At 70.7% G+C, this 20,627-nt stretch carries 26 protein-coding genes, 1 tRNA gene and 1 pseudogene; 10 read left to right on the forward strand and 18 right to left on the reverse strand.

Annotated elements, in window-relative coordinates; all coding sequences use genetic code 11:
* The first annotated feature begins 68 nt into the window (after positions 1-68).
* The gene (locus tag ACYVF7_RS16530; RefSeq protein ID WP_460340732.1) at positions 69-770 is read left to right on the forward strand and encodes a helix-turn-helix transcriptional regulator; all 702 of its coding nucleotides are present in this window, start codon (positions 69-71) and stop codon (positions 768-770) included.
* On the opposite strand, the gene ACYVF7_RS16535 is transcribed toward ACYVF7_RS16530, so the two are convergent.
* The gene (locus tag ACYVF7_RS16535; protein ID WP_460340735.1) at positions 742-1,395 is read right to left on the reverse strand and encodes a TetR/AcrR family transcriptional regulator; all 654 of its coding nucleotides are present in this window, start codon (positions 1,393-1,395) and stop codon (positions 742-744) included. The genes ACYVF7_RS16530 and ACYVF7_RS16535 overlap by 29 nt on opposite strands.
* A gap of 116 nt (positions 1,396-1,511) precedes the next feature.
* Between ACYVF7_RS16535 and ACYVF7_RS16540 the strand changes: the two genes are divergently transcribed.
* The gene (locus ACYVF7_RS16540) at positions 1,512-2,558 is read left to right on the forward strand and encodes a hypothetical protein (protein WP_460340738.1); all 1,047 of its coding nucleotides are present in this window, start codon (positions 1,512-1,514) and stop codon (positions 2,556-2,558) included.
* A 51-nt stretch (positions 2,559-2,609) separates the two neighbouring features.
* On the opposite strand, the gene ACYVF7_RS16545 is transcribed toward ACYVF7_RS16540, so the two are convergent.
* Together ACYVF7_RS16545 and ACYVF7_RS16550 are read right to left on the reverse strand one after the other, a co-directional pair.
* Positions 2,610-3,368, reverse strand: a complete 759-nt coding sequence (locus tag ACYVF7_RS16545) for a hypothetical protein (protein ID WP_460340741.1) — start codon at positions 3,366-3,368, stop codon at positions 2,610-2,612.
* A 79-nt stretch (positions 3,369-3,447) separates the two neighbouring features.
* On the reverse strand, positions 3,448-4,356 hold the full coding sequence (locus ACYVF7_RS16550; RefSeq protein WP_460340744.1) for a hypothetical protein: 909 nt from the start codon (positions 4,354-4,356) through the stop codon (positions 3,448-3,450).
* Between the two features lie 75 nt (positions 4,357-4,431).
* On the opposite strand from ACYVF7_RS16550, the gene ACYVF7_RS16555 reads away from it, so the two are divergent.
* Both ACYVF7_RS16555 and ACYVF7_RS16560 read left to right on the forward strand, forming a co-directional pair.
* On the forward strand, positions 4,432-4,611 hold the full coding sequence (locus tag ACYVF7_RS16555) for a hypothetical protein (RefSeq protein ID WP_460340747.1): 180 nt from the start codon (positions 4,432-4,434) through the stop codon (positions 4,609-4,611).
* A 30-nt stretch (positions 4,612-4,641) separates the two neighbouring features.
* Complete coding sequence (locus ACYVF7_RS16560) at positions 4,642-4,824, forward strand: hypothetical protein (protein WP_460340749.1); 183 nt, start codon at positions 4,642-4,644, stop codon at positions 4,822-4,824.
* A gap of 19 nt (positions 4,825-4,843) precedes the next feature.
* Here the strand turns inward: ACYVF7_RS16560 and ACYVF7_RS16565 are convergent, their stop codons facing one another.
* Positions 4,844-5,500: a maleylpyruvate isomerase N-terminal domain-containing protein gene (locus ACYVF7_RS16565; RefSeq protein WP_460340752.1), complete on the reverse strand. Its 657-nt coding sequence runs from the start codon at positions 5,498-5,500 to the stop codon at positions 4,844-4,846.
* A gap of 223 nt (positions 5,501-5,723) precedes the next feature.
* On the opposite strand from ACYVF7_RS16565, the gene ACYVF7_RS16570 reads away from it, so the two are divergent.
* Positions 5,724-5,909: a hypothetical protein gene (locus ACYVF7_RS16570; RefSeq protein ID WP_460340755.1), complete on the forward strand. Its 186-nt coding sequence runs from the start codon at positions 5,724-5,726 to the stop codon at positions 5,907-5,909.
* A gap of 25 nt (positions 5,910-5,934) precedes the next feature.
* On the opposite strand, the gene ACYVF7_RS16575 is transcribed toward ACYVF7_RS16570, so the two are convergent.
* Positions 5,935-6,618 carry a GntR family transcriptional regulator gene (locus ACYVF7_RS16575; protein ID WP_460340758.1) on the reverse strand — a complete coding sequence of 228 codons (684 nt, stop codon included), beginning with the start codon at positions 6,616-6,618 and terminating at the stop codon, positions 5,935-5,937.
* Between the two features lie 105 nt (positions 6,619-6,723).
* On the opposite strand from ACYVF7_RS16575, the gene ACYVF7_RS16580 reads away from it, so the two are divergent.
* From ACYVF7_RS16580 to ACYVF7_RS16590, 3 genes are all read left to right on the forward strand, one after another.
* Positions 6,724-7,257, forward strand: coding sequence for a YbhB/YbcL family Raf kinase inhibitor-like protein (locus tag ACYVF7_RS16580; RefSeq protein ID WP_460340760.1), 534 nt, complete (start codon positions 6,724-6,726; stop codon positions 7,255-7,257).
* A 261-nt stretch (positions 7,258-7,518) separates the two neighbouring features.
* Positions 7,519-8,142, forward strand: a complete 624-nt coding sequence (locus tag ACYVF7_RS16585; protein WP_460340763.1) for a nuclease/transposase family protein — start codon at positions 7,519-7,521, stop codon at positions 8,140-8,142.
* On the forward strand, positions 8,111-8,635 hold the full coding sequence (locus ACYVF7_RS16590; RefSeq protein ID WP_460340766.1) for a zinc ribbon domain-containing protein: 525 nt from the start codon (positions 8,111-8,113) through the stop codon (positions 8,633-8,635). Before ACYVF7_RS16585 ends, ACYVF7_RS16590 begins: the two co-directional genes overlap by 32 nt.
* Here the strand turns inward: ACYVF7_RS16590 and ACYVF7_RS16595 are convergent.
* The 8 genes from ACYVF7_RS16595 to ACYVF7_RS16630 form a co-directional block, all read right to left on the reverse strand.
* Positions 8,542-9,204 carry a response regulator gene (locus ACYVF7_RS16595; RefSeq protein WP_460340769.1) on the reverse strand — a complete coding sequence of 221 codons (663 nt, stop codon included), beginning with the start codon at positions 9,202-9,204 and terminating at the stop codon, positions 8,542-8,544. The genes ACYVF7_RS16590 and ACYVF7_RS16595 overlap by 94 nt on opposite strands.
* Positions 9,201-10,493 carry a sensor histidine kinase gene (locus tag ACYVF7_RS16600; RefSeq protein WP_460340771.1) on the reverse strand — a complete coding sequence of 431 codons (1,293 nt, stop codon included), beginning with the start codon at positions 10,491-10,493 and terminating at the stop codon, positions 9,201-9,203. Before ACYVF7_RS16600 ends, ACYVF7_RS16595 begins: the two co-directional genes overlap by 4 nt.
* Positions 10,494-10,513: 20 nt before the next feature.
* A complete protein-coding gene (locus tag ACYVF7_RS16605) occupies positions 10,514-11,296 on the reverse strand; it encodes an ABC transporter permease (protein ID WP_460340774.1) in 783 nt (260 codons plus the stop codon).
* A gap of 2 nt (positions 11,297-11,298) precedes the next feature.
* The gene (locus ACYVF7_RS16610; protein ID WP_460340777.1) at positions 11,299-12,255 is read right to left on the reverse strand and encodes an ABC transporter ATP-binding protein; all 957 of its coding nucleotides are present in this window, start codon (positions 12,253-12,255) and stop codon (positions 11,299-11,301) included.
* 302 nt (positions 12,256-12,557) lie between these two features.
* On the reverse strand, positions 12,558-13,166 hold the full coding sequence (locus tag ACYVF7_RS16615; protein ID WP_460340780.1) for a hypothetical protein: 609 nt from the start codon (positions 13,164-13,166) through the stop codon (positions 12,558-12,560).
* Positions 13,167-13,417: 251 nt separating this feature from the next.
* The gene (locus ACYVF7_RS16620; protein ID WP_460340782.1) at positions 13,418-13,870 is read right to left on the reverse strand and encodes a GNAT family N-acetyltransferase; all 453 of its coding nucleotides are present in this window, start codon (positions 13,868-13,870) and stop codon (positions 13,418-13,420) included.
* A gap of 92 nt (positions 13,871-13,962) precedes the next feature.
* On the reverse strand, positions 13,963-14,466 hold the full coding sequence (locus ACYVF7_RS16625) for a GNAT family N-acetyltransferase (RefSeq protein WP_460340784.1): 504 nt from the start codon (positions 14,464-14,466) through the stop codon (positions 13,963-13,965).
* 437 nt (positions 14,467-14,903) lie between these two features.
* Positions 14,904-15,275, reverse strand: a complete 372-nt coding sequence (locus tag ACYVF7_RS16630) for a winged helix-turn-helix transcriptional regulator (RefSeq protein WP_460340786.1) — start codon at positions 15,273-15,275, stop codon at positions 14,904-14,906.
* A gap of 55 nt (positions 15,276-15,330) precedes the next feature.
* Here ACYVF7_RS16630 and ACYVF7_RS16635 point away from each other — a divergent pair.
* A pseudogene (locus ACYVF7_RS16635) lies at positions 15,331-15,840 on the forward strand (SDR family oxidoreductase); the annotation flags it as partial.
* 529 nt (positions 15,841-16,369) lie between these two features.
* Positions 16,370-16,501, forward strand: a complete 132-nt coding sequence (locus tag ACYVF7_RS16640) for a hypothetical protein (protein WP_460358629.1) — start codon at positions 16,370-16,372, stop codon at positions 16,499-16,501.
* A 272-nt stretch (positions 16,502-16,773) separates the two neighbouring features.
* Here the strand turns inward: ACYVF7_RS16640 and ACYVF7_RS16645 are convergent.
* The 5 genes from ACYVF7_RS16645 to ACYVF7_RS16665 form a co-directional block, all read right to left on the reverse strand.
* Positions 16,774-16,846: transfer RNA gene (locus ACYVF7_RS16645), tRNA-Val, on the reverse strand.
* Positions 16,847-16,913: 67 nt separating this feature from the next.
* Positions 16,914-19,028 (reverse strand): PIG-L family deacetylase, encoded by a 2,115-nt coding sequence (locus ACYVF7_RS16650; RefSeq protein WP_460340788.1) that lies wholly within the window; start codon positions 19,026-19,028, stop codon positions 16,914-16,916.
* A gap of 76 nt (positions 19,029-19,104) precedes the next feature.
* On the reverse strand, positions 19,105-19,455 hold the full coding sequence (locus ACYVF7_RS16655; protein ID WP_460340790.1) for a hypothetical protein: 351 nt from the start codon (positions 19,453-19,455) through the stop codon (positions 19,105-19,107).
* 53 nt (positions 19,456-19,508) lie between these two features.
* Positions 19,509-19,970: a peroxiredoxin gene (locus tag ACYVF7_RS16660; protein ID WP_460340792.1), complete on the reverse strand. Its 462-nt coding sequence runs from the start codon at positions 19,968-19,970 to the stop codon at positions 19,509-19,511.
* Positions 19,971-20,115: 145 nt separating this feature from the next.
* A complete protein-coding gene (locus tag ACYVF7_RS16665; protein ID WP_460340794.1) occupies positions 20,116-20,538 on the reverse strand; it encodes a DUF3052 domain-containing protein in 423 nt (140 codons plus the stop codon).
* Positions 20,539-20,627: the final 89 nt, after the last annotated feature.

Consider the following 20,627-nt stretch of genomic DNA (forward strand, 5'->3'; position numbering starts at 1 on the left):
TTTGGCGACACCGTGTCCCAACCGGCGCGTCAGCTTGAAATGCCGGACTCGTGATCTACGGTCGGTTCGTGACCCGTACGGACCGCTTGTTCGCCCTCGTCGACGAGCTCCGCGCGGGCGCACCCCGGCCGTACACCGTCCGCGAACTCGCCCGGCGCTTCGACGTCGACGCCCCCACCATCGAGCGGGACATCGAGGAACTGCGTGAGGCCGGTGTCCCGATCAAGGCCGACCCGGCCGGTGGCGGCCATTTCTTCGACACGATCGGGACGCTGCCGCCCGTCGTGCTCTCCCCGGCCGAGGCCGTCGCGCTCGCGACGGCCGTGGGCCGCGACGGCGCGTCCCCCTTCGCCCACTCGGGCCGTACGGCCCTGCTGAAGATCGTGGCGGCCATGTCGGCGGCGGACAGCGCGGAGGACCGCCGGCTCGCCGCGAGCATTCGCGGCCTGGTGTCCGCCGACGGCACCCCGGCGGTGCCGGTCGCGGCCGTCGTCGAGGAGGCGGTCGCCACGCGCCAGGTCGTACGGCTGGTCTACGCCGGCCGCGACGGCACGGAGACGCGCCGCGAGGTCGAGCCGGTCGCGTTCGTCGCCGGCGTGCGCGACTGGCATCTGATCGGCTGGTGCCGGCTCCGCGACGCTCCGCGGATCTTCCGCGTCGGCCGCATCAGGGAGGCCGCGCTGCTGGATGAGATCGCGCCGCCCCGCGACTACTCCCAGGCGGATCCCAGGCTCGCCGACCTCATGGCAGGCGTCCTCCGGCTCGACTGACCGGCTCGCTCGCCGGGCCGCGTCCGCGGATCAGCGGGAGGTAGACCTCGTCGACGATCTCGACGAGGACGCCGTCGGGGACGCTGCCGAGTCCCTGGGTGACGTACTCGTTGCGCAGGAGTGTGAGGGCCACCGTGGCGACCCGCGGGTGAACGGCCTCGGGGGGTGCCTCACCGCGCGCCACGGCGCGACCGAGAATCGTGAGCCAGGCGGCCGAGCCGCCGTCGCTTGCCTGCTCCTGCAGCTCCGCCAGCAGTTCCGGCTCGTCGCCGACGCTCGACAGCAGGCTGCGGAGGATCTCGCCCTCGGGTGAGGACAGGTCGCAGTTGATGCGGCGGAGCAGCGTCAGCGCGTCTTCGCGCAGCGCGCCGGTGTCGGGAGGCTGCGTCCGGGCCGTGACCAGTCGGCGGTACGCGGCGACGCCGAGCGCCGCGCGGTTCGGCCAGCGGCGGTAGATGGCGTTCTTGTTGGTCCCGGCCCGCTTGGCGACGCGGTCCATGGTCAGTCCGGGATAGCCGGACTCGAGGAGTTCGTCGGCCGCCGCGCGCAGGATCGCCTCCTCCAGGACCGCCCCGCGCCGCCTCGAGCTGCCGGATGTCGCAGGGGGTGTGGGCTCGCCGGCCATGCCTTCCTCTCCATCCCGGTACCACCCGTACCTTAGCGCCCGCATCGGTCGTCCGCTAAGTTGAGTCGTAGGGTACGTTGCGTACCTTAAAGGCTCGAGCAAGGAAGGGCGCACCAATGCGGCGTTACGGCATCGGCTACGACACCGGTTTCATCAACCTCGGTATGAGCACCCGCGAATCCTTCGACCCCGACGTGGTGTGGCGTGAGATGAGCGTCATCCGCCACGACCTGCACTGCGACACCGTCCGCGTCACGGGCGGCGACCCGGAGCGGCTCGAGATCGCCGCCACCCACGCCGCCGACCTCGGCCTGGAGGTCTGGTTCTCGCCGTTCACCTGCGACCTGACCACCGGCGAACTGCTCGACCTCCTCGCCGACTGCGCCGAACGCGCCGAGCGGCTCCGCGAGCGCGGCGCCGAGGTCGTATTCGTCACCGGCGCGGAGCTCAGCCTCTTCACCAAGGGCTTCCTGCCCGGCGACGTCTGCACCGACCGGATCGAGACCCTGCTGACCGCACCGGCCGCGCAGCGGCGGGAGATGCTCGCGGCGCTCCCCGACCGCATCAACGACTTCCTCGGCACGGCGGTGGACGTCGTCCGCCGGCGGTTCGGCGGCAAGGTCACCTACGCCTCCGTCCCGCTCGAGCGCGTCGACTGGACACCGTTCGACCTCGCGTCGGTCGACCTCTATCGCACGATCGAGGTCGCCGACCGGTTCCGCGAGGGCGTCCGCGCGCTCGTCGCGGAGGGAAAGCCGGTCGCGATCACCGAGTTCGGCTGCACCGCCTACCGGGGCGCGGCGGACAGGGGCGCGCACGGCGGGGACATCGTCGAATGGGACGGCACCACCCCGGTCCGCCTCGACGGCGACTACGTCCGCGACGAGTCCGAACAGGCCGCCTGCCTGCGGGAGCTACTGGAGATCTTCGAAGCCGAAGGCGTGGACACCGCGTTGGTGTGCACGTTCGCGTCGTACCACCTGCCGCACCGGAGCGGCCCTCGACGGGACCTGGACCTGGCCTCGTACGGCGTCGTGAAGGTCTTCGACGACCGTCTGGGCCGGACCTACCCCGACCTGCCGTGGGAGCCGAAGCTCGCGTTCACCGCCCTCGCCGAGCACTACGCCGCCAGGACGGCCGGCCACGTACCGAACGCTTGGTGAAGTCCCACAGGTGCCGTTCCAAGGAGCTCGTGGCCTTACCTGGAACGTGTGTCAACTGTTCGCCGACGGATCGGGCTCCGTGTACGGCGTCTCCGTCCCTCCATCCGGAAGGATCTGCCACGTCTCCCAGCGCCGCCGGTCCGGGTCGAGACGCGCGAAGAGCAGCGCGATGTTGTCCGTCTCGACCAGGCGTGTCCTCGCCGTCTCCTGGAGAACGTGGAGCGCCGCCACGTCGGTGCGGAGCGCGCGGATGCGGGCGCGGGCGTTCCACCGCGCCCGCCAGGGGTGCCACAGGGTGTGGAGCAACAGCCCCGTCGCCGCCCGCTGGTACTCATCGGCGGCGCGGATCAGCTCATCGGCCGACTCTCCCAGCACGCCGCCGACGCGGCGGTCGACGATCCTGATCACTTCGCACTCGAAGACGCGTTCGTGGGAACCGGCGGCGAAGTCCATGACGCGGCGCGGGATACCGGCGGCCAGCGCGGCCACTCCGAGCCCGGCGAAGGCCTCCCGGAGCGCGAGTTCACCGTCGACGCCGCCGTCGAGCGTCGCTCGCAGGCCGAGCCCGCTCGTCAGGTGCGAGCGCCCGCCCGCCGCCCGCTCGACCGGTGCCCAGCCGAGCTCGACGTCGCGGACCCCGGCGGTGATCGCCGCGATCCTGTGCAGGCCCTCCATGACGCCGGCGCGTAGCTGCCGCCGCTCATGATGCCTGGTCAGATAGCTCGTAGCCGCCGCTCCGACGACGCCACCGACCGTGCTGTAGGTCAGCTCCGCCAGACCGGGCAACCGTTCCTCCACGATGATCTGCATCCCACGCCGAGCAGGTCACATCGTGACAGCCTCCGTCCGCCCGAGCCAGAGCACGGCCGCGGTACGCCGACGGCCGCTCTCAACGACTCGGCCGAGCCGCGCTGAAGACGACGGCGGCGACCGGCATGGCCGGATTCTGCAGGCCGAGCAACGACAGGGAGAAACCGTGCTCGGGCACCCGGCCGCCGAGCACCTCCGGCTCCACCCGAATGCCTCGTGCCGCGAGGTCGGCGGTCACCTCGGCGTAGGCGCGCCCGAGAAGCTGCACGTCCTGGAACCAGGCGGTGCCCTCGACGCCCGTGTAGCTGATCACGATCGTGGTGAGCCGGGAGGCCTCGTCGAACGTGAGGATCAGGCCGTGGTCGAAGTACCAGTCCTGCGCCACGCCCCCGTAGGGAGGCACGCTTTCCAGCGCGGGGCCCAGCAGGGCGCGAAGCTCCTGACGCGACCGCCCGAGCCGTACGGTCTCCGTGCCCTGGCCGGAGACCAGCCGGTGCTCGCTGATGGGCTCGACGTCGGGTTCGTCGGACATCCCGGGCTCGCTCACAGGGTCACCGGGGAACACCCCCACCGACCCCACCTCGCCCTCGCCGCCCTCGACCACGGCGAAGCCGGCCTCGGGCACCGCGTGCCCCACGTCGGTGTCCACCACGCGATGTCCGCGGGCCGTCAGGTCCGCCACGACGTCGTCGTACGGGCGGCCGGTCAGCGCGATACCGTCGAAGCGGACCGGTGCGTAGGAGCCCGATTCGATGAAGTGCAGCCGATCCTGATCGTCGAAGAAGACGATGAGGTCCCCCTGCACGTACTGCTCGCAGATCCCGACGTCCCAGGAAGCCTTGCGGAAGGGCCGGACCTCACCCAGGTCGTCCCCGAACCGCTCGGCGAAGCCCGCCGCGACCTCATCGCGCCGCGCGCCGAAGCGGACGTCCAGCCCGAAGCCGCTGATACCGGCGAACGGCCTGATCTCCCATCCCAGATCACTCATCCGGCCAGTAATAGCAGGCCGAAGACCGAGTTCAGGGTCGGTTCTCCACGAGGGCGGCGAAACCGTCGAGGTGGCGTGCGAGGCCGCCCGTCCAGGTCCGACACCGTTCCTGGCGAACGCTCGCCAGCAGGGGTCCGTGACCGCGCCGCCCCGCACCAGGTCCTCCCGGCGTACGACCACGGCGATCACCTGCACATGAACGACGCCGGATATCGGGCGATGGCCGACGCCGCCGACCTGAGCGGGCGGCCCTAGACCGGGTGTCCGGTGGATCTTCGTCCGGCTGTGCGAACAAGGCCCGCCGGACACCCCCCTGGCCGTACCTCCTCGACCATCCCGGCGTCCCTGCCGGCGCTCGTACGGGCCTGGCCGAACACCAACGGCGCGCCGGCCCGGCCCACGTTCGCGGACGCCGCGGCTCGGCGGGCCGCCGTCGTGGAGGCGGTCCGCCGTCTGACGGTGCCCTGACCCGCGCCGGAGGTCTCGTTCAGCCGAGGACGAGGGGGAGTTTGGCGGCGAGTTCGCCCAGCTCGGCCTCTTCCGCGTCGGTCGGGGCCCGTCGTCCGGTGCCGACCCGCAGCGCGTCCTCGTCGGTGAGCGACGCGGGGAAGGCCGTCCCGGCGATCTTTTCCAGCATCTCGCGGGACCGGGCGAGCCCTTCCGCGGGCGGTCCGGCCGCGTCCGGGAGGTGCGCGACCAGGTCGAGGTGGTGCAGCGTCCATTCCAGGACGTAGGCGGACAGGTAGTCGCCCGCGGTGAGGACCTCGCCCTGGGTGCCGACGCGGAGGCCGGGGTCGGCGAGCTCGGCTGCACGGCCGGCGGCGGAGCCGACGTCGTCGAGGTGGAACTTGAGCAGCCGGGGCTCTTCGTACGCGGCGGCCAGCCGGACGGTCAGCGCGTCGAGCGGGTCATCGCCGGTCGGCGGCGTATCGGCGACGTGCCAGTAGGTGATCGCGTCGCGGGTCGGTTCCGTCTCGGCGGGGGTCACGAGAGTGATCAGGACGTCCTGGGCGTCGATGACCAGATGGCACACCAGGTCCCGTACGAGCCAGCCCGTGCAGCCGGACGGCCGTACGAAATCCTCGTCGGAGAGCTCGGCGACCGCCAAACGCAACGCCGCCCACGAGCGTGAGAAGAGATCCACTCTGGCACCGTAGGGCGGTCCCGGAATGGCGGACAACCGCATTTGAACGGTGAGACCCGCCGCACAGGGCAGTGGCGGCCCGGCTCACCGCATGTGAACGGTGGGACCGGCCGCACAGGGCAGTGGCGCGGTGCCGGCGATCGTCCTCCGGGAGGCGGCGACCAACATCGTCCGGCATGCCCATGCCCGGGCCTGCTAGATCGAGACCAGACGCGACGGCGGCGTGCTGCGGCTGAGCGTGTCCAACAACGGTGCGCGGCCGACCGCCTCCCGACCGGGCGGATCCGGGCCGGCCAACCGGCGGGCGCGCAGCCGGGAGGCCGGCGGCGCGCTGGCCGTACGGCGGGAGGGCGACCGGTTCATCCTGGTCGCCGAGCTGCCCGTCGACGAGGTCCCGGCCGCCGCGTAGGGGATGGCGTAGCTGATCAACTCAGTCACAGGGAACGGCTCGTCAGTGCGGCCGCGGTCAGGGTGAGGTGCTGGGCCAGTACCTCGGCCGCGGTGTCGGCGTCGCGGGCCAGCGCCGCCTCTTCCAGCCGCCGGTGCTCGCCGACGCCGTCCCGGTCGGGGTCGTGGTGCGCCGACCAGCGGCGAGCCAGCTCGCTCGCGGTCCACATCCGGTCGAAGGTCTCCAGCAGGACGGGGTTGCCGCACCCCTCCAGCAGGGTGCGGTGGAAGACCCGGTGGGCTTCGGCCCAGGCACTGGTGTAGTGCTCGCCCTCCTCCGGAACGTACGCCGGGGTGCGGGCCAGACGGTGGTGGGCGGCTCGTACGCGGGCCTCCCAGTCGACGTCGCCGCGCTCGATGGACATGCGCAGCACGACCGGTTCGATGGTCCGGCGGGCCTCGGTGATCTCCTGCCAGCGGCGGTCGGAGAAGGTCGGGACGGCGAAGCCGCGGTTGGGCAGCCGGTCCGCGAGTCCCTCGCCGACCACCCGTACGAGCGCCTCGCGTACGACGGCCAGGCTCACGCCCTGTTCCTTGGCGAGGTCCTGCGGTTTGAGGGCGTCACCGGGGCCGTGGTCGCCGCGCATGATCGCGTCCCGCAGGTGTGCGTAGACCTGCTCGGAGAGCATCTGCTTCCCCGACGAGGCCGAGGTGTGAGCCGCCTGAGTCATGCCGCCATCATAGACGATTCGATAGATAATCGATTATCGGTGCTATGGTCGATTCAGTGGCGGGTCGTACCACCGCCCACCCCCACACGTGAAAGGACCGACGCGATGAGCGCCAACGACCCCTTCGCACGCCTCCCCGAGGCGGTCTCCTTCGCCGTTACCAGCACCACGGTCACCGACGGCGCCGCCTGGTCGTCCGAGCAGTTCTCCTCCGGCGTTCCCGGCGGGAAGGACGTCTCCCCGCAGGTGTCCTGGAGCGAGGCCCCGGAAGGCACCAAGAGTTACGCCGTCACCGTCTACGACCCCGACGCCCCCACCGGATCCGGGTTCTGGCACTGGGCGGTCGCCGACATCCCCGCCGCCGTCACCGAGCTGCCCGAGGGCGCCGGCGACGACACCGGGTCGGGCCTGCCCGAGGGTGCCTTCCAGCTGCCCAACGACGCCCGCGCGGCCCGCTTCATCGGCGCCGCCCCGCCGGCCGGGCACGGCCCGCACCGCTACTTCGTCGTGGTGCACGCGCTCGACGTCGAGTCCATCGGCGTCCCGGCCGACGCCACCCCGGCCCTCCTCGGCTTCACCATGGCCGGCCACATCCTCGGCCGCGCGGTCCTGACCGCCATCGCCGAGACCCCCGCCTGACCGACGGCAACGAGGATCGCCCTGGACCACGATCGGGGTCCAGGGCGATCCTCGCTGCGGCGGCCCGCAATGTCATCGCGACCAGGAGTGCGTCACCCTTGACTCAACCGGCTTCTAGCGAGGAATCCCGGCCCTTCAAAGCCGGGAGGAAGTGCTTCTGTTGTGCATGGCGTGTTGGCGTCACGCCGTTGAATTCATGGAGTTCAACGCCGATGTCGGCGCGTACTTGTAGTGTCACTGGCTGTGAAGTTGGTGGTGTAGGTGAAGCTGCTGCCGACGCCTGAGCAGGCGACGGCGCTGGCGGCGACCCTGCCCTTGTGCAACGCGGCGGCCAATGAGGTGTCGGCGGTCGCGTTCGAGAAGGGCGTGTTCGCCCGGCAGAAGCTACAGAAGCTCGTCTACGCGGATGTGAAGGCGCGGGGGTTGTCGGCGCAGCCGGCTTTGCATGTGATCCGTAAGGTCGCCGACGCCTACACCACGCTGCACGCCCAGATCGAGGCGGGCCTGCTGGGCGATGAGAATTCGCCCCGGCGCCGCAAAGCAGCCTCCAAGCCCGTCACCTTCCGGGCGGATGCGGCCCAGGCTTTCGATGACCGGTGTTTGTCGTGGCAGATGGACGCCCGGACCGTCTCGATCTGGACCACTTCGGGCCGGGTTCAGGGCATCGCCTTCACCGGCGAGCCCGGGCAGCTGAAGTTCCTGGCGGACCACCGCAAAGGCGAGAGTGACCTGGTGCACCGCGACGGGGTGTGGTTCCTGATCGCGACCTGTGAGGTCGAGGAGGCCCCGCAGTTCGAGCCGGCCGATTGGATCGGAGTGGATCGGGGGATCGTGAACCTGGCCACCACCTCCGATGCCGCCCTGGCCGTTCCACCAGCTCGGTGAGTTCATCCAGTACAAGGCCCTGCGGGCCGGGGTGCCGTTCGTGGAAGTGGACCCGGCCTACACCTCCCAGCGGTGTCCCGTGCCCTGGTGCGGGAACACCATGCGGGCCAACCGGCCCGACCGGGATTCCTTCCGTTGTCGCCGGTGCGGGTTCGCTGGCCCCGCCGACGTCATCGCCGCCATGAACATCCGGAAACGGGCGTGTGTGGCGTGGGCATTCGTCAGCATGCCCGTCCCCACCCCCAAACCCAGGGGAAAGGGAGATGCGACCCCGACACGGCAGCCAGCCGCGACGGGGAGCGCAACAAGGTGTGAACGCCCGAGCCGCAAGCCGGCCGTTCACGACCGAGGAGCTGACCGGACGGTGCGCAGTAGGCTCCACCCGTGCGGTGCTCGGTGTCACGGTTGTTCCGGCGTGCTGGGGGTGAGCAGTCCCCGGTTGAACGCCTCGGCGACCGCCGCGGCGCGGTCGCCGACCCCGAGCTTGGCGTAGATGTTCACCAGGTGGGTCTTGACGGTGGCCTCGCTGATGAGCAGTTTGGCCGCCGCGTCCCGGTTGGTGGTCCCGGTCGCGACCAGTTCCAGGATTTCGAGTTCCCGCTGGCTGAGCGGCTTGGTCACGGGCTCCCGGACCCGGCTCATCAGCCGGGTCGCCACCGACGGCGAGAGCACCGCCTGGCCGTGGGCGGCCGCGCGTACCGCTCGCAGCAGTTCGTCGCGGGGAGCGTCCTTGAGCAGGTATCCGGTGGCACCCGCCTCGATCGCCGGCAGGACGTAGCTGTCGGTGTCATAGGTGGTCAGCACGAGCACGCGCGCGGTGATGCCCCGCCGGGCCAGCTCGGTGATCGCGGTCAGGCCGTCCATGCCGGGCATCCGCAGATCCATGAGGATCACGTCAGGGGCGAGGACCTGGGCGAGCCGGATCGCCTCGGCGCCGTCGCCGGCCTCGCCGAGCACCTCGAAACCCGGGTCGCGCGCGAACATACCGCTCAACCCGTCCCTTACCACCGGGTGGTCATCCGCGATCAGCAGCCTGATCGGAGCGCCGGTCGCGTGGCTCATTCGCCGGCCTCCGCGGGCGCGACCGGGAGGCAGGCCGAGACGGCCGTGCCGACGCCCGGTTCCGATTCGACCTGGAGCGTCCCGGACAGGCTCTCGATGCGCTGCCGCATCGCGACCAGGCCGAACCCGCCACCCTGCGCGCCCGCGTCCGGACCCGGCGTGTCGTCGCCGAAGCGGTCCGGTTCGAAGCCCCTGCCGTTGTCACGCACGTCCAACGCGACCTCGTTCTCCATATAGGACAGTGTCAGCCCGACCTTGGTCGCCCGCGCGTGCTTGGCGACGTTCGCCAGCGCCTCCTGCGCCGTACGCAGCAGCGCGACATCGGCCTCCGGCGGCATCGGCCGCGCCGTACCGGTCGTGGTGACCTGGACCTCGATGCCGTGCAGCGCCGACCAGCGCCCGGCGACGCCGGCCAGTGCGTCGCTCAGCCGCGCCGCCTCCAGCGCCTCCGGACGCAGCGCGTGGACCGACCGCCGCGCCTCGGACAGGCTCTCCCTGGCCAGCCCGGTCGCCGCCTGAACATGCCGGCGCCACAGCGCCTGATCGTCGGCGAACTGCTCGGCCGCCTGCAGCTGGGTGATGATCCCGGCGAGCCCCTGCGCCAGCGTGTCGTGGATCTCGCGGGCCATCCGCTGCCGTTCGTCCGAGACCCCGGCCTCCCTCGCCTGGGTCAGCAACTGCTGCTGCAGGCCGGCGTTCTCCGCCATGCTCGCCTCGAGCCTGCGGTTCGCCTCGCTGACCTCCGCGAGGGCCTGCTCCCGCAGAACCTCGTGCTCCTCGCCTTTCTGGCCGAGCCAGGCGAGACCGCACATGGGGAGTACGTTCACGGCGAGGACGGCCAGGTAGCCGAGTGCGCCGTAGACGTTCGTCTTGGGGATGGAGGACGCCTGCGCGGTGCCCGCCACGATCGCCACCCCGCTGATCGCGGCCAGTTCCCCCGGCCAGGGCAGCACCCGGAAGGCGTAGAGGTAGCCGGCGGGCGTGAACAGCGCGAACCAGGGATCCCTGATCACCAGGATCGCCATGAGCACGATCAGCCCGCCCACGAACAGCCCCATGACCTGCGGGCGCTCCCGCCAGGCCGGATGCAGCGTGAACATCCACAGCATCCACGCCCCGGTCAGCACGCACAGCGCGAGATCGATGGCGAAGGAGTCGCCGTGGGACCGTCTGATACCCACCGTGGCACCGGTCATGATCGCCAGCAGCACGTACGGCACGACGGTCACCAGCGGAAGCAATCGCCGATTCCACTGCTCCTGCCGGGGGAGCGGCATCGGACTGCTCATGTACATCCTTCCGCTCCGATCTACTCCCAACGGAACAATTTAGCCGCGGCCAGCCCGAACACCACCGCGTACGCCGCCATGACCAGCAGTTGCTGCGCGTGCGGCCAGTGCCCCTCGGCCGTCCTCTGCAGTGCCTGGACCGCCTGGCCGAGCGGGGTGCCGTGGCTGATGTAGCGGAGGACCTTGGGCATCTTGGCGATGGGCACCCACAGGCCGGCGAAGAACATCATCGGGAAGAACAGGATCGTGCCGATCGCCTGGGCGGCCCGCCCGCTCCCGGCCGTCGCGGCGACGAACAGGCCGACCGCCAGGAGCGCGGCGGCGGTGAGCAGCGCGGCGATGACGAATCCCGCAGGCTGCTTCGGCAGGGCCACGCCGTACGCGACCCTGGCCACCACGAGGATCACGATCATCGTGACCAGGATGACGGCGAAGTTGACCGCGAGCTGGGCGGTGAGCAGCCGGACCGGGCCCGTCGGCGTCGTCTGTAGCCGGCGCAGGACGCCTTTCTCCCGATAGCCGGCCAGGACCATCGGCAGCGCGCTGAGCGCGAGGAGCGCGATCGAGAACGCGATCAGAACGGGCACGTAGATCTCGAGCGTGGTGGCGCCGCCGAAGTCCTTCTGCGGCTGCCTGAAGGAGTGGATGCTGCCGAAGATGACCAGCAGGAGCACCGGGAACCCGACGCCCCAGATGGGCCCGACCCGCTCGCGGACGAAGAGCTTCAGCTCCGTGACGGTGAGCCGCCCGAGCCCGGAACGCGACGCGGCCGCCGGCGGTGTGGCGGTGGTGGTGACAGGCATGATCATTTCTCCTGGTCCTGGCCGGGCTCGCTCCGGCTCGGGTGCTGTTCGGTCTCCGGGCGCCGTCCGGTCAGCGCGACGAAGGCGTCCTCCAGGCTGGCCTGCTCCACGCGGAGTTGCCGCGCCACGATGTTGTTGCGGGCCAGCACGGAGGTCACCGCGTTCAGCGCGTTCTCGTTGCCTGTGACCACCACGACATCGCCCCGGTGCATGACGCTGGTCACGTCCGGCAGGCTGGTCAGCAGCCGGTCGTCGAACGGCACGGACGGCCGGAAGCGGATCTGCTGTTCGGTCTGGACCCGTTCGGTCAGCCCGGCCGGGGTGTCCACCGCGACGACGCGGCCCGTGTCGATCAGCGCGATCCGGTCACACAGCCGCTCGGCCTCCTCCATGAAGTGGGTGACGAGCACGATCGTGACGCCGCGGGAGCGCACATCCTCGATCAGCTGCCAGGTGTCGCGTCTGGCCTGCGGGTCGAGGCCGGTGGTCAGCTCGTCGAGTACCGCCACCCGAGGGTTCCCGATCAGTGCCAGCGCGATCGAGAGCCGCTGCTTCTGGCCGCCGGACAGCTTCCCGTACCTGGTCGAGCTCTTGTCCGCGAGCCCGAGCGCGTCCATCAGCGCACGCCAGTCCGCCGGTGCCCGGTAGAAGGAACTGTAGAGCGCGAGCGCCTCCCCGACCTTCAACCGATTCGGCAGCTCACCGTCCTGGAGCTGCACGCCGAGCCCCTGCGTCAGCTCGGCGCGATCCCGCTGCGGGTCGAGCCCGAGCACGCTGATCTCGCCCCGGTCCGGTCTGCGCAGCCCCTCGACGCACTCCACCGTCGTGGTCTTGCCCGCGCCGTTGGGGCCGAGGATCCCGAAGATCTCCCCCTCCTGGACGGTGAAGGAGACATCGTCTACCGCCACGGTGTCCCCGTAGCGCTTGTGCAGGTTCTGCACCTCGATCACTGCTGGCATGCGGCAGCCTTTCCGGCATTCCGGTCCATCACGGGACATGTGCCTTCAGCCTCGCGAAGTCCGCCCGGAGGCGGTATCGTCCGCCCGGCGAAACCCCGCAGGTCACCGGCTGAAACACCGGATAGACCGAACGGCTGAGCCGATCCATCGATCGGTTGACCGCGAACCGTGACCGCGCCGGCCACCGCCTCCCCGCGCGCCGGCGGCCGCCCAACTCATGGCGCCCCGGGTAAAGCCCGCCCACCGCGAAAATCAGCGCCAAGACCGCCAAGGTGCACCTCAAGAAGTGCTGGCCCCGGGAATCAGCGATTGACCTCATCGCTGTCCGCCCACACCGGATCGGTCACCTCGACCGGCACGGCCTCCAGTCGCTCATCCGCCAGCACCTCGGCGACGAGCGCCGCCGTGCCGCCGAAATAGGTGGAGTCGAGGTCGACCTCCGTCGCGACACACCAGGCCCGATCGTCGGGCCAGAACAGGTTGGGTGACTGGGGAAAGAGTGACATCGCCAGTTCCCCGGCGGCGTCGAGCGGGCCCTCGAGCAGGAGATAGCTGCGTTCTGGCAGTTCCACTCGAGGGCCGTTCACGATGTCCGGCGGGAACTCCGGCGGAAGCAGATCCGGCTCCGAAGGCCCGTCCCCTTCCGCCGTGAAAGTAACGGTCGCGCGAGCGCCGGAGGTGGCCTCGTACCCGTCCCAGGCGCAGAACCAGCAGCGGTCACCCGACGTGGTGTGCCGGGCCAGGACCTCACACAGCGCAGCCAACATGGCAGGGGACAGCGTGCCCGGGTCGGGCTCCTCCTCCCAAGGCTTCGCCGCTCGCACATCCGACACGGGAGTGGCGAGCGCCCGGAACTGCACCCGCGGATGCACCATCCTGCCCGACCACGCGGTCACCTCCGCCCAGGTCACAGGGTTTCCGTCCGACGCCAGCGCAGGATGCAGAATCCGGGCGTACGCCTCGAACCCGTGCGGCACAAGAGCCCCCACGCCGGACCCGAACGGCCCGATCCCCGCAACCACCCAGTCGGCCGATGCCACATCCCCCACCGGACGCAGTCGCGAACGCCGAACCACGGTCTGCACCTCCTGTACGCCCCGGCCTGTTTACAAGCCGTCACCGGCAAGAGCACCCCACCGGCAGCGGGCCCGCCAAGCCCCGGTTAGTTCGACGACGCATTCAGTGGGCGAAGGAACCGCGCGGAGCGGGTGCAGCAGTCTTGATAGCCGATGTTCCGGTAGAAGGCATGGGCCGCACTGCGTGTGCGTGAGCTGGTGAGCTCGATGTCCTTGCAGCCCAGGCGGCGTGCTTCTGCTTCGATGAAGCTCATGAGGCGTGCGCCGATGCCATGCCCGCGGGATTGTTCGTCGACCACCAGGCACACGACTCGGCCGCGATTGCCTTCCTGTTCGAAGAATGGAATCACATGGAATGCGAGAACGCCGACCACACGTTCGTTCAGCGCTGCCACGATGACGCGGCTCCACGGGTTGTCGCGCCACCGGGTGATGCGGTGAGCGGTGTCGTCAACGGTCGAGGGATATCCCAGCTGTGTCAGAAGTGAAGCAAGCGCTGAAGCGTCGCCGTCAACGGCGTCTCTGATCAAGACATCCACGATTCTTCACCTTCTTCCAGTGCGGGGAGGTGAGTGTGACGCCCTCGGGGTAGTCGACCGCAGTAGTGGATCGGGTCCCTGAATTTGACCGCTCATTTGGGCGGGCCGCTCATCCGGTACATGGCCAGGTACGGGTCTTCGCTGAAGCCTGACCTACGGTACATTTCCAGGCCGTCTGGTGATGCGTGTAGTTCCAGTCGGGCAACGCCGCGTGTGGTGAGCCATTCGATGAGGCTGCCGAGGATTCTGCCGCCGTGGCCGCGGCGGCGGGCGCTGGGGCGTGTGCACATGAAGCCGATGTAGCCGCGGCGGCCGTCTGGGGTGGTGGGCCCGGGCAGGTGCTCGGTCAGCCAGGCCGCGCCGCACGCCGCCAGGGTGCCTCCGGGCGGGCCGATCACCCGGAAGGCCCAGTCCTCCGGCCGGGCGAGCCGCTCGCCGAACCAGGTGGCGGCCTGTCTCCTCCACGGCGCACCCTCGCCGCCGGGATCCTGGCCGAGGCTGGACAGCATCACGGCGCGCAGGTGTACGAGTTCGGTGATGTCGGCGGCTGTGGCGGCTCGCGGCTGGTTGCCTGCTGCGATGCCACCGCTTGTCACGGGCGCCACTGGTTACTGTCGGTATCCGGCGAAGAAGCGGTCGATGCGGGCGATGGCCGGAAACGCCGACGCGACGAGGACGCCGGCGCTCGGGTGCGGCGGGCCGCTGTTCGTGCTGCTTCGCTGTAGGTCATGCCTTCCAGTCAAGACAGCGTGGTGTTGCCGGCATGTATGTGGTTTTCGATACGCCGACGATATGTCACCGACCGGTAGAGCGGGTGCCGGAGGCACGCGTGCTTGACGCTGCGCTTCGCACCGCGCGGAGAAGACCGAGAGAGGTACGGCCCACCCGCTGCGGGCGCCAGGAGCCGGCGATGCGCGTCGTCGAGGGAGGCCGTCGACGTCCCGGCCCGCTCCGCGACGAACCACCGGCGGGCGACCGCGGGGACGCGGCCGCCACCGAGCCCGTGCGACCGCAGCGTCTCGCCGCTACCACGCTATCCCGCGCTGCGCGGCGACAGGCGCCGTGTGATCCGGTCGAACAGGTCCGTCAGGGGCTCGCCGACGTCCCGGCCGAACTCGGTCAGCCCGTAGGTGACCTGGGGCGGCGTCGTCGGCTCGACCTCCCGCCAGACCAGGCCGTCCTGGACCAGCGCACGCAGGGTCTGGGCGAGCATCTTCTCGCTGATGCCCTGGATGCTCTCGCGCAGCTCGTAGAACCGGAGGGCGTTGCTCCGCAAGGAGATCAGCACCCAGACGCCCCACCTGCTGGTCACGTGGTCGACCACATCGCGCGCGGGGCAGTCGGTGTGAAACACGTCATACCGCTCCCGTGCCTCGGCCTGTCCACGCTGCACGCCTCCCGCCATGTCATGAGCTTACCTCGAGGTATGTCCTTACCAAAAGTTAGCCCGTGCTCCTAGCGTGAAGGCCACAGAGGAAATCCGACAAGGAGCTGATCATGATCGTGGTGACCGGGGCTACCGGGAATATCGGCCGGCCGTTGACGCGGGCGCTGGCCGAGGCGGGCCGGCAGGTGACGGCGGTGTCACGGCACACGGCGGCGGTGCCGAACGGCGTCCGCCACGTGGTGGCCGACCTGGCCGAGCCGGCCTCAAGCCCGCGCTGGCCGGGGCGAAGGCGCTGTTCCTGCTGTTGTCCGGCGACCTGCACGCCACTGGAGCCGGCCCTGCCGACATCATCGGCGAAGCCGCGGTCGGCGGGGTCCGCCGGGTCGTCCTGCTCTCCACGCAGGGCGTGGTGACCAGGCCCTTCGGCCCAACGCGGATCGCGATGCGTGCGCTGGAGGATGTGCTGCGGGAGTCCGGCCTGGAGTGGGCCATCCTGCGGCCGGGCGGCTTCGCCTCCAACGCCCTGTGGTGGGCCGAGTCCGTCCGCGCGCAACAGGTCGTCGCCGCGCCCTTCGGCGACGTCGGGGTGCCGATCATCGACCCGGCGGACATCGCCGCGGTCGCGGCGGCCTGCCTGCTGGACGACCGGCACGCCGGCGGCGTGTACGAGCTGACCGGCCCAGAGGTGATCACTCCACGCCAACAGGCGGAGGCCATCGCCGCCGCGCTGGGCTCGCCAGTGAGGTTTCACGAGCTCACGCGCGACGAGGCCAAGGCCGCCATGACCCAGAGCATGCCCGGCGGAGCTCGCCGACGACACTCTGGACATCCTCGGTTCCCCGAGCCCGGCCGAGCTGCGCGTCAGCCCGGACGTCCAGCGGGTCCTCGGCCGCGCCCCGCGCCCGTTCGCCGACTGGGCCGCCCGCAATGTCGCCGCGTTCCGCTGAGACTGGTCAGCGCCGCCGGAACGTCACTCTTAGGTCGTTACCGGCTCGCTGCTCGGAGGGACGCGCTCCAGCCCCGTATCCAAACCGAAGGTGCAGACACCCGTGTCCATCCCCCACGGTCAAGTTCCGTCCGGGACGAAAGCGCGGCGCTCAGGACAGGCAGCAGTGCCCGGTGGCCGTCGAAGCCCGGAGGACGGCACCCAGATGGCCCGCTGGGACGCGACCACCGCCGAGCCCGTGCGGCATCAACACATCATCCAGGTCCACACGGCCAGGGCGCTGCGGCCGGGGGAGTAGAGCAGTAAGCGCAGATCTGTACGTGGCCGCACCGAGCACCGACCACCGCCCGGGCGTGGGCCAGGCCGTACGAGGGATGAACCGCGTGCGGAGAGCTTGACCGGGCATGCCGACACATGCCCGGGAGCCCGCAAGATCATTCCACCCCGCCTGACACCGGGCCGACAACAGCAACCACCGATCGCGGGGGTCCGGGGGGCTCGGCCCCCCGGGCGGAATCGCGGGCCGAGGCGAAGCCGAGCAAAGCTCGACGAGCAGGCGAAGCCGCCTCGTGGGCACAGCTGGATTCGAACCAGCGACTCCTGGTTTGTAAGACCAGTGCTCTAACCACTGAGCTATGCGCCCGCTGCCGGGGCGAACCCGGCGACCGGCCACAGCCTACCGGGATCTTCCCCCTACCTGCGATTCGAAATCAGGTCACGGGCCGCCAGGCGCCGAAGATGTCGCCGGCGCCGCGCGAGGAGACGTACAGGCGGCCGTCCTCGGCGAGGGCGAGGGCGAACACCTGGCCGGTGCCGTCCGTCGCGACCATGGGGACGCCGATCGTGGGGAGTGGGAGGGCGGGCGGGGGGACGCGGCTGCCGGTGGGGACCGGGGCCTCGCCGACCTTGTGGAAGACCGCGCGCAGTGGGGTCGCGGGGTCGCTCCACCTGTGGCCGGTCTCCTTGACCTGGCGGATCGCCGTCGAACCGCCGACCTCGTACACGAGGGTCGGGTTGCCGCCGGCGTCGCGGGTCGCGGTGACGGGGCCGCCCGGCCGTACGCCGGGGACCGCGCCGGCGTACACGAAGGTGCATCCGCGGCCCTGTCGCCACTGGAGCAACTGGGTACGGGTCGGGGCGAAGAGCTCGATTCCGGCGTTGCCGCCGACGGCGTCCATCCCGTCCTGGACGTCCCGGCCGGGCGGGATCGTCCGGGCCCGCTTACGCGCGGGCGCGATCGGTCCGCCGGATGGGGCGGTGGTCGTGGGTGCCGGTGAGACAGGGCTGTTCGTGACCGGGCCCGGCCGGGGCGGGGTCGGCGACGGCGTGCCGCCGGTCGGCGGGCTGGTGGTCGTACCGTGCAGTGGCAGCGACGGTAGGAGGTGCCGGGGACGGCGGGACGGTGAGGCGCTCGGGGTCGTGGAGGGCGACGGGGAGCCGCTGCTCGGCCGGGTGGTCGGGGCCGTCGTACGAGGCGTGGGGGAGGAGGGCGCCACGGCGCGGCTCCGGAGGGCCTTGGCGGCCGGGCCGTGCAGTTCCTGCCAGGACGGCGTCCAGGATCCGTTCGATGCCTGGCACTTCACGCTGACGCCGCCTTTGGCGTTGCGGACGAACACGGCCGCGCCGCCGTTCTTGCCGGACACGGCGACGGGGGTGCCGGTCGCGGCGCCCAGGGAGGTCCAGCTCGCCGTCCACCGGCCGCCGGCGTACCGGGGCCGTGCGGCGACGAGCGAGCCGCCCTTGCGGGCGAAGACCTGGCCGTCGGCGGTGGCGAGCGACGGGTCGAGGTCGCTGCCGCCGAGGGACGCGGGACCGGCCCACCCGGCGGGGGTCTGCCACCACGTGTAGAGGCGGCCGGACAGGACGGCGAAGGACTGGAGGGGGCCGTTGCCCGCGCGGGTCGTCCAGGAGGCTCCGCGCGGCCAGCGGTAGCGCATGCGCTCCTGCCACGAGGCGAAGTTCTGGGCCTCGGGGTTGATCCGGTAGTCGTGCGCCCGGTAGTCGGCGAAGTAGCGCTCTTTGGCCGTACGGTCGGGCTTGTTGAGGTTCACCGGGGTGTCGGTGAGGTTGTAGTCGCGGTAGTCGACCTGGACGAGGGGCCGCCCGTAGGAGTGCACCGCCTCGGTGGCGAACTCGGCCGCCGCGACGTGGTCGGTGTGGTCGGCGGTGTACCGCCGGTCGGGGGCCGGGTCCTGCGTCCGTACCACCGTGGGGCGGTACCGCTGGAACAGCGTGACCAGGGCGCGGACGACGTCGGCGTGGGTGTAGCAGTGGGCGTACGGCGAGTGCTTCGGTGTCACGGTCGCCGCGCACTTGGTCGAGCCGTGGTCCGCTTCCAGCTGTGCGGTCGCCCGTCTGCCGATGCGGGGACGGGGGTCGCGGCCGTCGGGCAGGCTGAGGAACGCCAGATGGATGTCGGGGCGCGCGGTGAGCGTGTGCACCTCGACCTTCGCCCGGCCGGAGCGTACGGTCTCCACCCGCCAGCCGTCCTGGACCCCGGCCATGGCGGCGTACGCCGCGTGCAGTCCCTGGCGGCGCTGCGCCACGTACGCGTGGGGGTCGTGATGGTCCTTGATCCCGGCGTGTCCCTCGCCGGCGGTCAGCACGACCGTCGTGACGCCTTCGCCGCGCCGGATGTCCTGCGCCAGGTCCGGGGACATGAACAGAAGGTCGTCATCCGGGTGGGCGACGACCTGAACGAACCCGGTCCGCGCCGCGAGTGTCTGCTCCTGCGCGGCCCGTACCGGACTCGCGATTCCGAGAAGACCGACACATGTCGCCGCCGCGGCCAGACCCGCGATCGCCCGCGCAGGGCTACCCGCCACGCTCGCTCCCCCTCACTCCTGCGGTCGTCCGCCGCAGGAGCGAGAGGATCATGCCATACGTTAGGTTGAATTTTAGTTAAATGTCGGTTATCTCCGGCTGGCCTGGTTTGGGAACCCGGCGCAGGACGCGGCTGAGTGCCGCGGCGACCTCCTCGGACAACCCCGGGGCGCCGGCAGACACGCGTGTCTCGGGCGCGCGCTCGGCGGCCCGAATCTGCCCGCAGGTACGGCACTCGACCTCGCCGAGACGGCACACCAGGGTCGTCGACCCGCACGCCGTACAGTGATCGAGCTCACCGGCCCAGTTTCGGCCGTTCTGGCAGTCGGGGCAGATCAGAACCTGCCGGTCCTCGCGCACCCCGCGTCGCCAGGGGCTCGGGCCGTGGTCCGGGTCCGTCTGCCGGGCCCCGCAGCGGTAGCAGGGCATGGCGCCTCCGGTGGGATCCGGGACCGGGCCCGTACGGGCCCGGCCACAGGAGGTCAGGAGATGTCGGCGAGCGCCTTTCGGTACTCGTCGAGGTCACGGGCGTCGGGGATGGCGTTCTCCACCTTCCACCGCACGGCACCGGTCTTGTCGATGATGTAGGTGCCGCGCGTCGCGACGCCCCTGGTCTCGTCGAAGATCCCGTAGGTCTTCGCCACCTCGCCGTGCGGCCAGAAGTCCGACAGCAGGGGGAACTCGTAGTTCTCCTGGTCGGCCCAGGCCCGGTGCGCGAACACCGAGTCGACCGACACGGCGAGAACCTGCACGTCGTCCCCGCCCAGAGTGGGCAACTGGTCGCGGATGGCGCACAGCTCGCCCGTGCACACGCCGCTGAACGCCAGCGGGTAGAAGACGAGAACAACGGTCTTCTTCCCCTGGAAGTCCGACAGCCTGACCGGAGTGCCGTGCTGGTCGGTCAGCTCGAAGTCCGGTGCGGTGTCGCCGACCTCAACGGCCATGTCGTGAACCTTTCCTCGCCGAGTCTGTGGCCGGACGCCAGTGTGCCACTGCACGCCACGGCGCATCACGGGACACCCGACGTATGAAACGCCTCACACGTCGGTCAGCCCTCTCCGCGCACGGTCCGCTCCTCGGCGGTAAAGGTCAACGCCGCGCCTTGGGTGACACCAGACGCGTGCCCGACCACTCCTGGGCCGCGCTGATGCTCTTGGTCTGCGACAGTCCGGCCGTCTGTGCGGCCTCGAGGATGTCGCTCGGCTCGACGTGGCCTTCGCGCCCCGCCTTCGGCGTGAGCAGCCAGATGTGGCCGCCGTCCGCCAGTGTGGTCAGTGCGTCGGACAAGGCGTCGAACAGATCGCCGTCGTCCTCGCGCCACCACAGCAGCACGACGTCGACGACGTCGCCGTAATCCTCGTCGACCAGCTCGTTAGCCGAGACCGATTCGATGGAGCTGCGCAGCTCCTCGTCGATGTCGTCGTCGTAGCCGATCTCCTGCACCACCTGGTTCGGCTTGATGCCGAGCCGTTCGGCCAGGCTGCTCTGCGCCTGACCCGCGGTCGCGCTCACGAACGTCCTCCCTGTGTTGTGGGCCGCGATTATCAAACATGCCCATGTTCTTTACCAGCCGACCCTCCGGGTGCGGCATTGCCGGACAG

The organism is Actinoallomurus acanthiterrae, assembly GCF_054775715.1.

Bases quoted from the DNA above. Each gene is read 5' to 3' on its own strand.
- ACYVF7_RS16610 (WP_460340777.1), bottom strand. From the start codon at position 12,255: ATGCCAGCAGTGATCGAGGTGCAGAACCTGCACAAGCGCTACGGGGAC.
- ACYVF7_RS16655 (WP_460340790.1), bottom strand. From the start codon at position 19,455: ATGCCCTGCTACCGCTGCGGGGCCCGGCAGACGGACCCGGACCACGGC.
- ACYVF7_RS16575 (WP_460340758.1), bottom strand. From the start codon at position 6,618: ATGACTCAGGCGGCTCACACCTCGGCCTCGTCGGGGAAGCAGATGCTC.
- ACYVF7_RS16590 (WP_460340766.1), top strand. From the start codon at position 8,111: ATGCCGCCCTGGCCGTTCCACCAGCTCGGTGAGTTCATCCAGTACAAG.
- ACYVF7_RS16660 (WP_460340792.1), bottom strand. From the start codon at position 19,970: ATGGCCGTTGAGGTCGGCGACACCGCACCGGACTTCGAGCTGACCGAC.
- ACYVF7_RS16540 (WP_460340738.1), top strand. From the start codon at position 1,512: ATGCGGCGTTACGGCATCGGCTACGACACCGGTTTCATCAACCTCGGT.
- ACYVF7_RS16605 (WP_460340774.1), bottom strand. From the start codon at position 11,296: ATGCCTGTCACCACCACCGCCACACCGCCGGCGGCCGCGTCGCGTTCC.
- ACYVF7_RS16580 (WP_460340760.1), top strand. From the start codon at position 6,724: ATGAGCGCCAACGACCCCTTCGCACGCCTCCCCGAGGCGGTCTCCTTC.
- ACYVF7_RS16595 (WP_460340769.1), bottom strand. From the start codon at position 9,204: ATGAGCCACGCGACCGGCGCTCCGATCAGGCTGCTGATCGCGGATGAC.
- ACYVF7_RS16600 (WP_460340771.1), bottom strand. From the start codon at position 10,493: ATGAGCAGTCCGATGCCGCTCCCCCGGCAGGAGCAGTGGAATCGGCGA.
- ACYVF7_RS16550 (WP_460340744.1), bottom strand. From the start codon at position 4,356: ATGAGTGATCTGGGATGGGAGATCAGGCCGTTCGCCGGTATCAGCGGC.
- ACYVF7_RS16630 (WP_460340786.1), bottom strand. From the start codon at position 15,275: ATGGCGGGAGGCGTGCAGCGTGGACAGGCCGAGGCACGGGAGCGGTAT.
- ACYVF7_RS16535 (WP_460340735.1), bottom strand. From the start codon at position 1,395: ATGGCCGGCGAGCCCACACCCCCTGCGACATCCGGCAGCTCGAGGCGG.
- ACYVF7_RS16545 (WP_460340741.1), bottom strand. From the start codon at position 3,368: ATGCAGATCATCGTGGAGGAACGGTTGCCCGGTCTGGCGGAGCTGACC.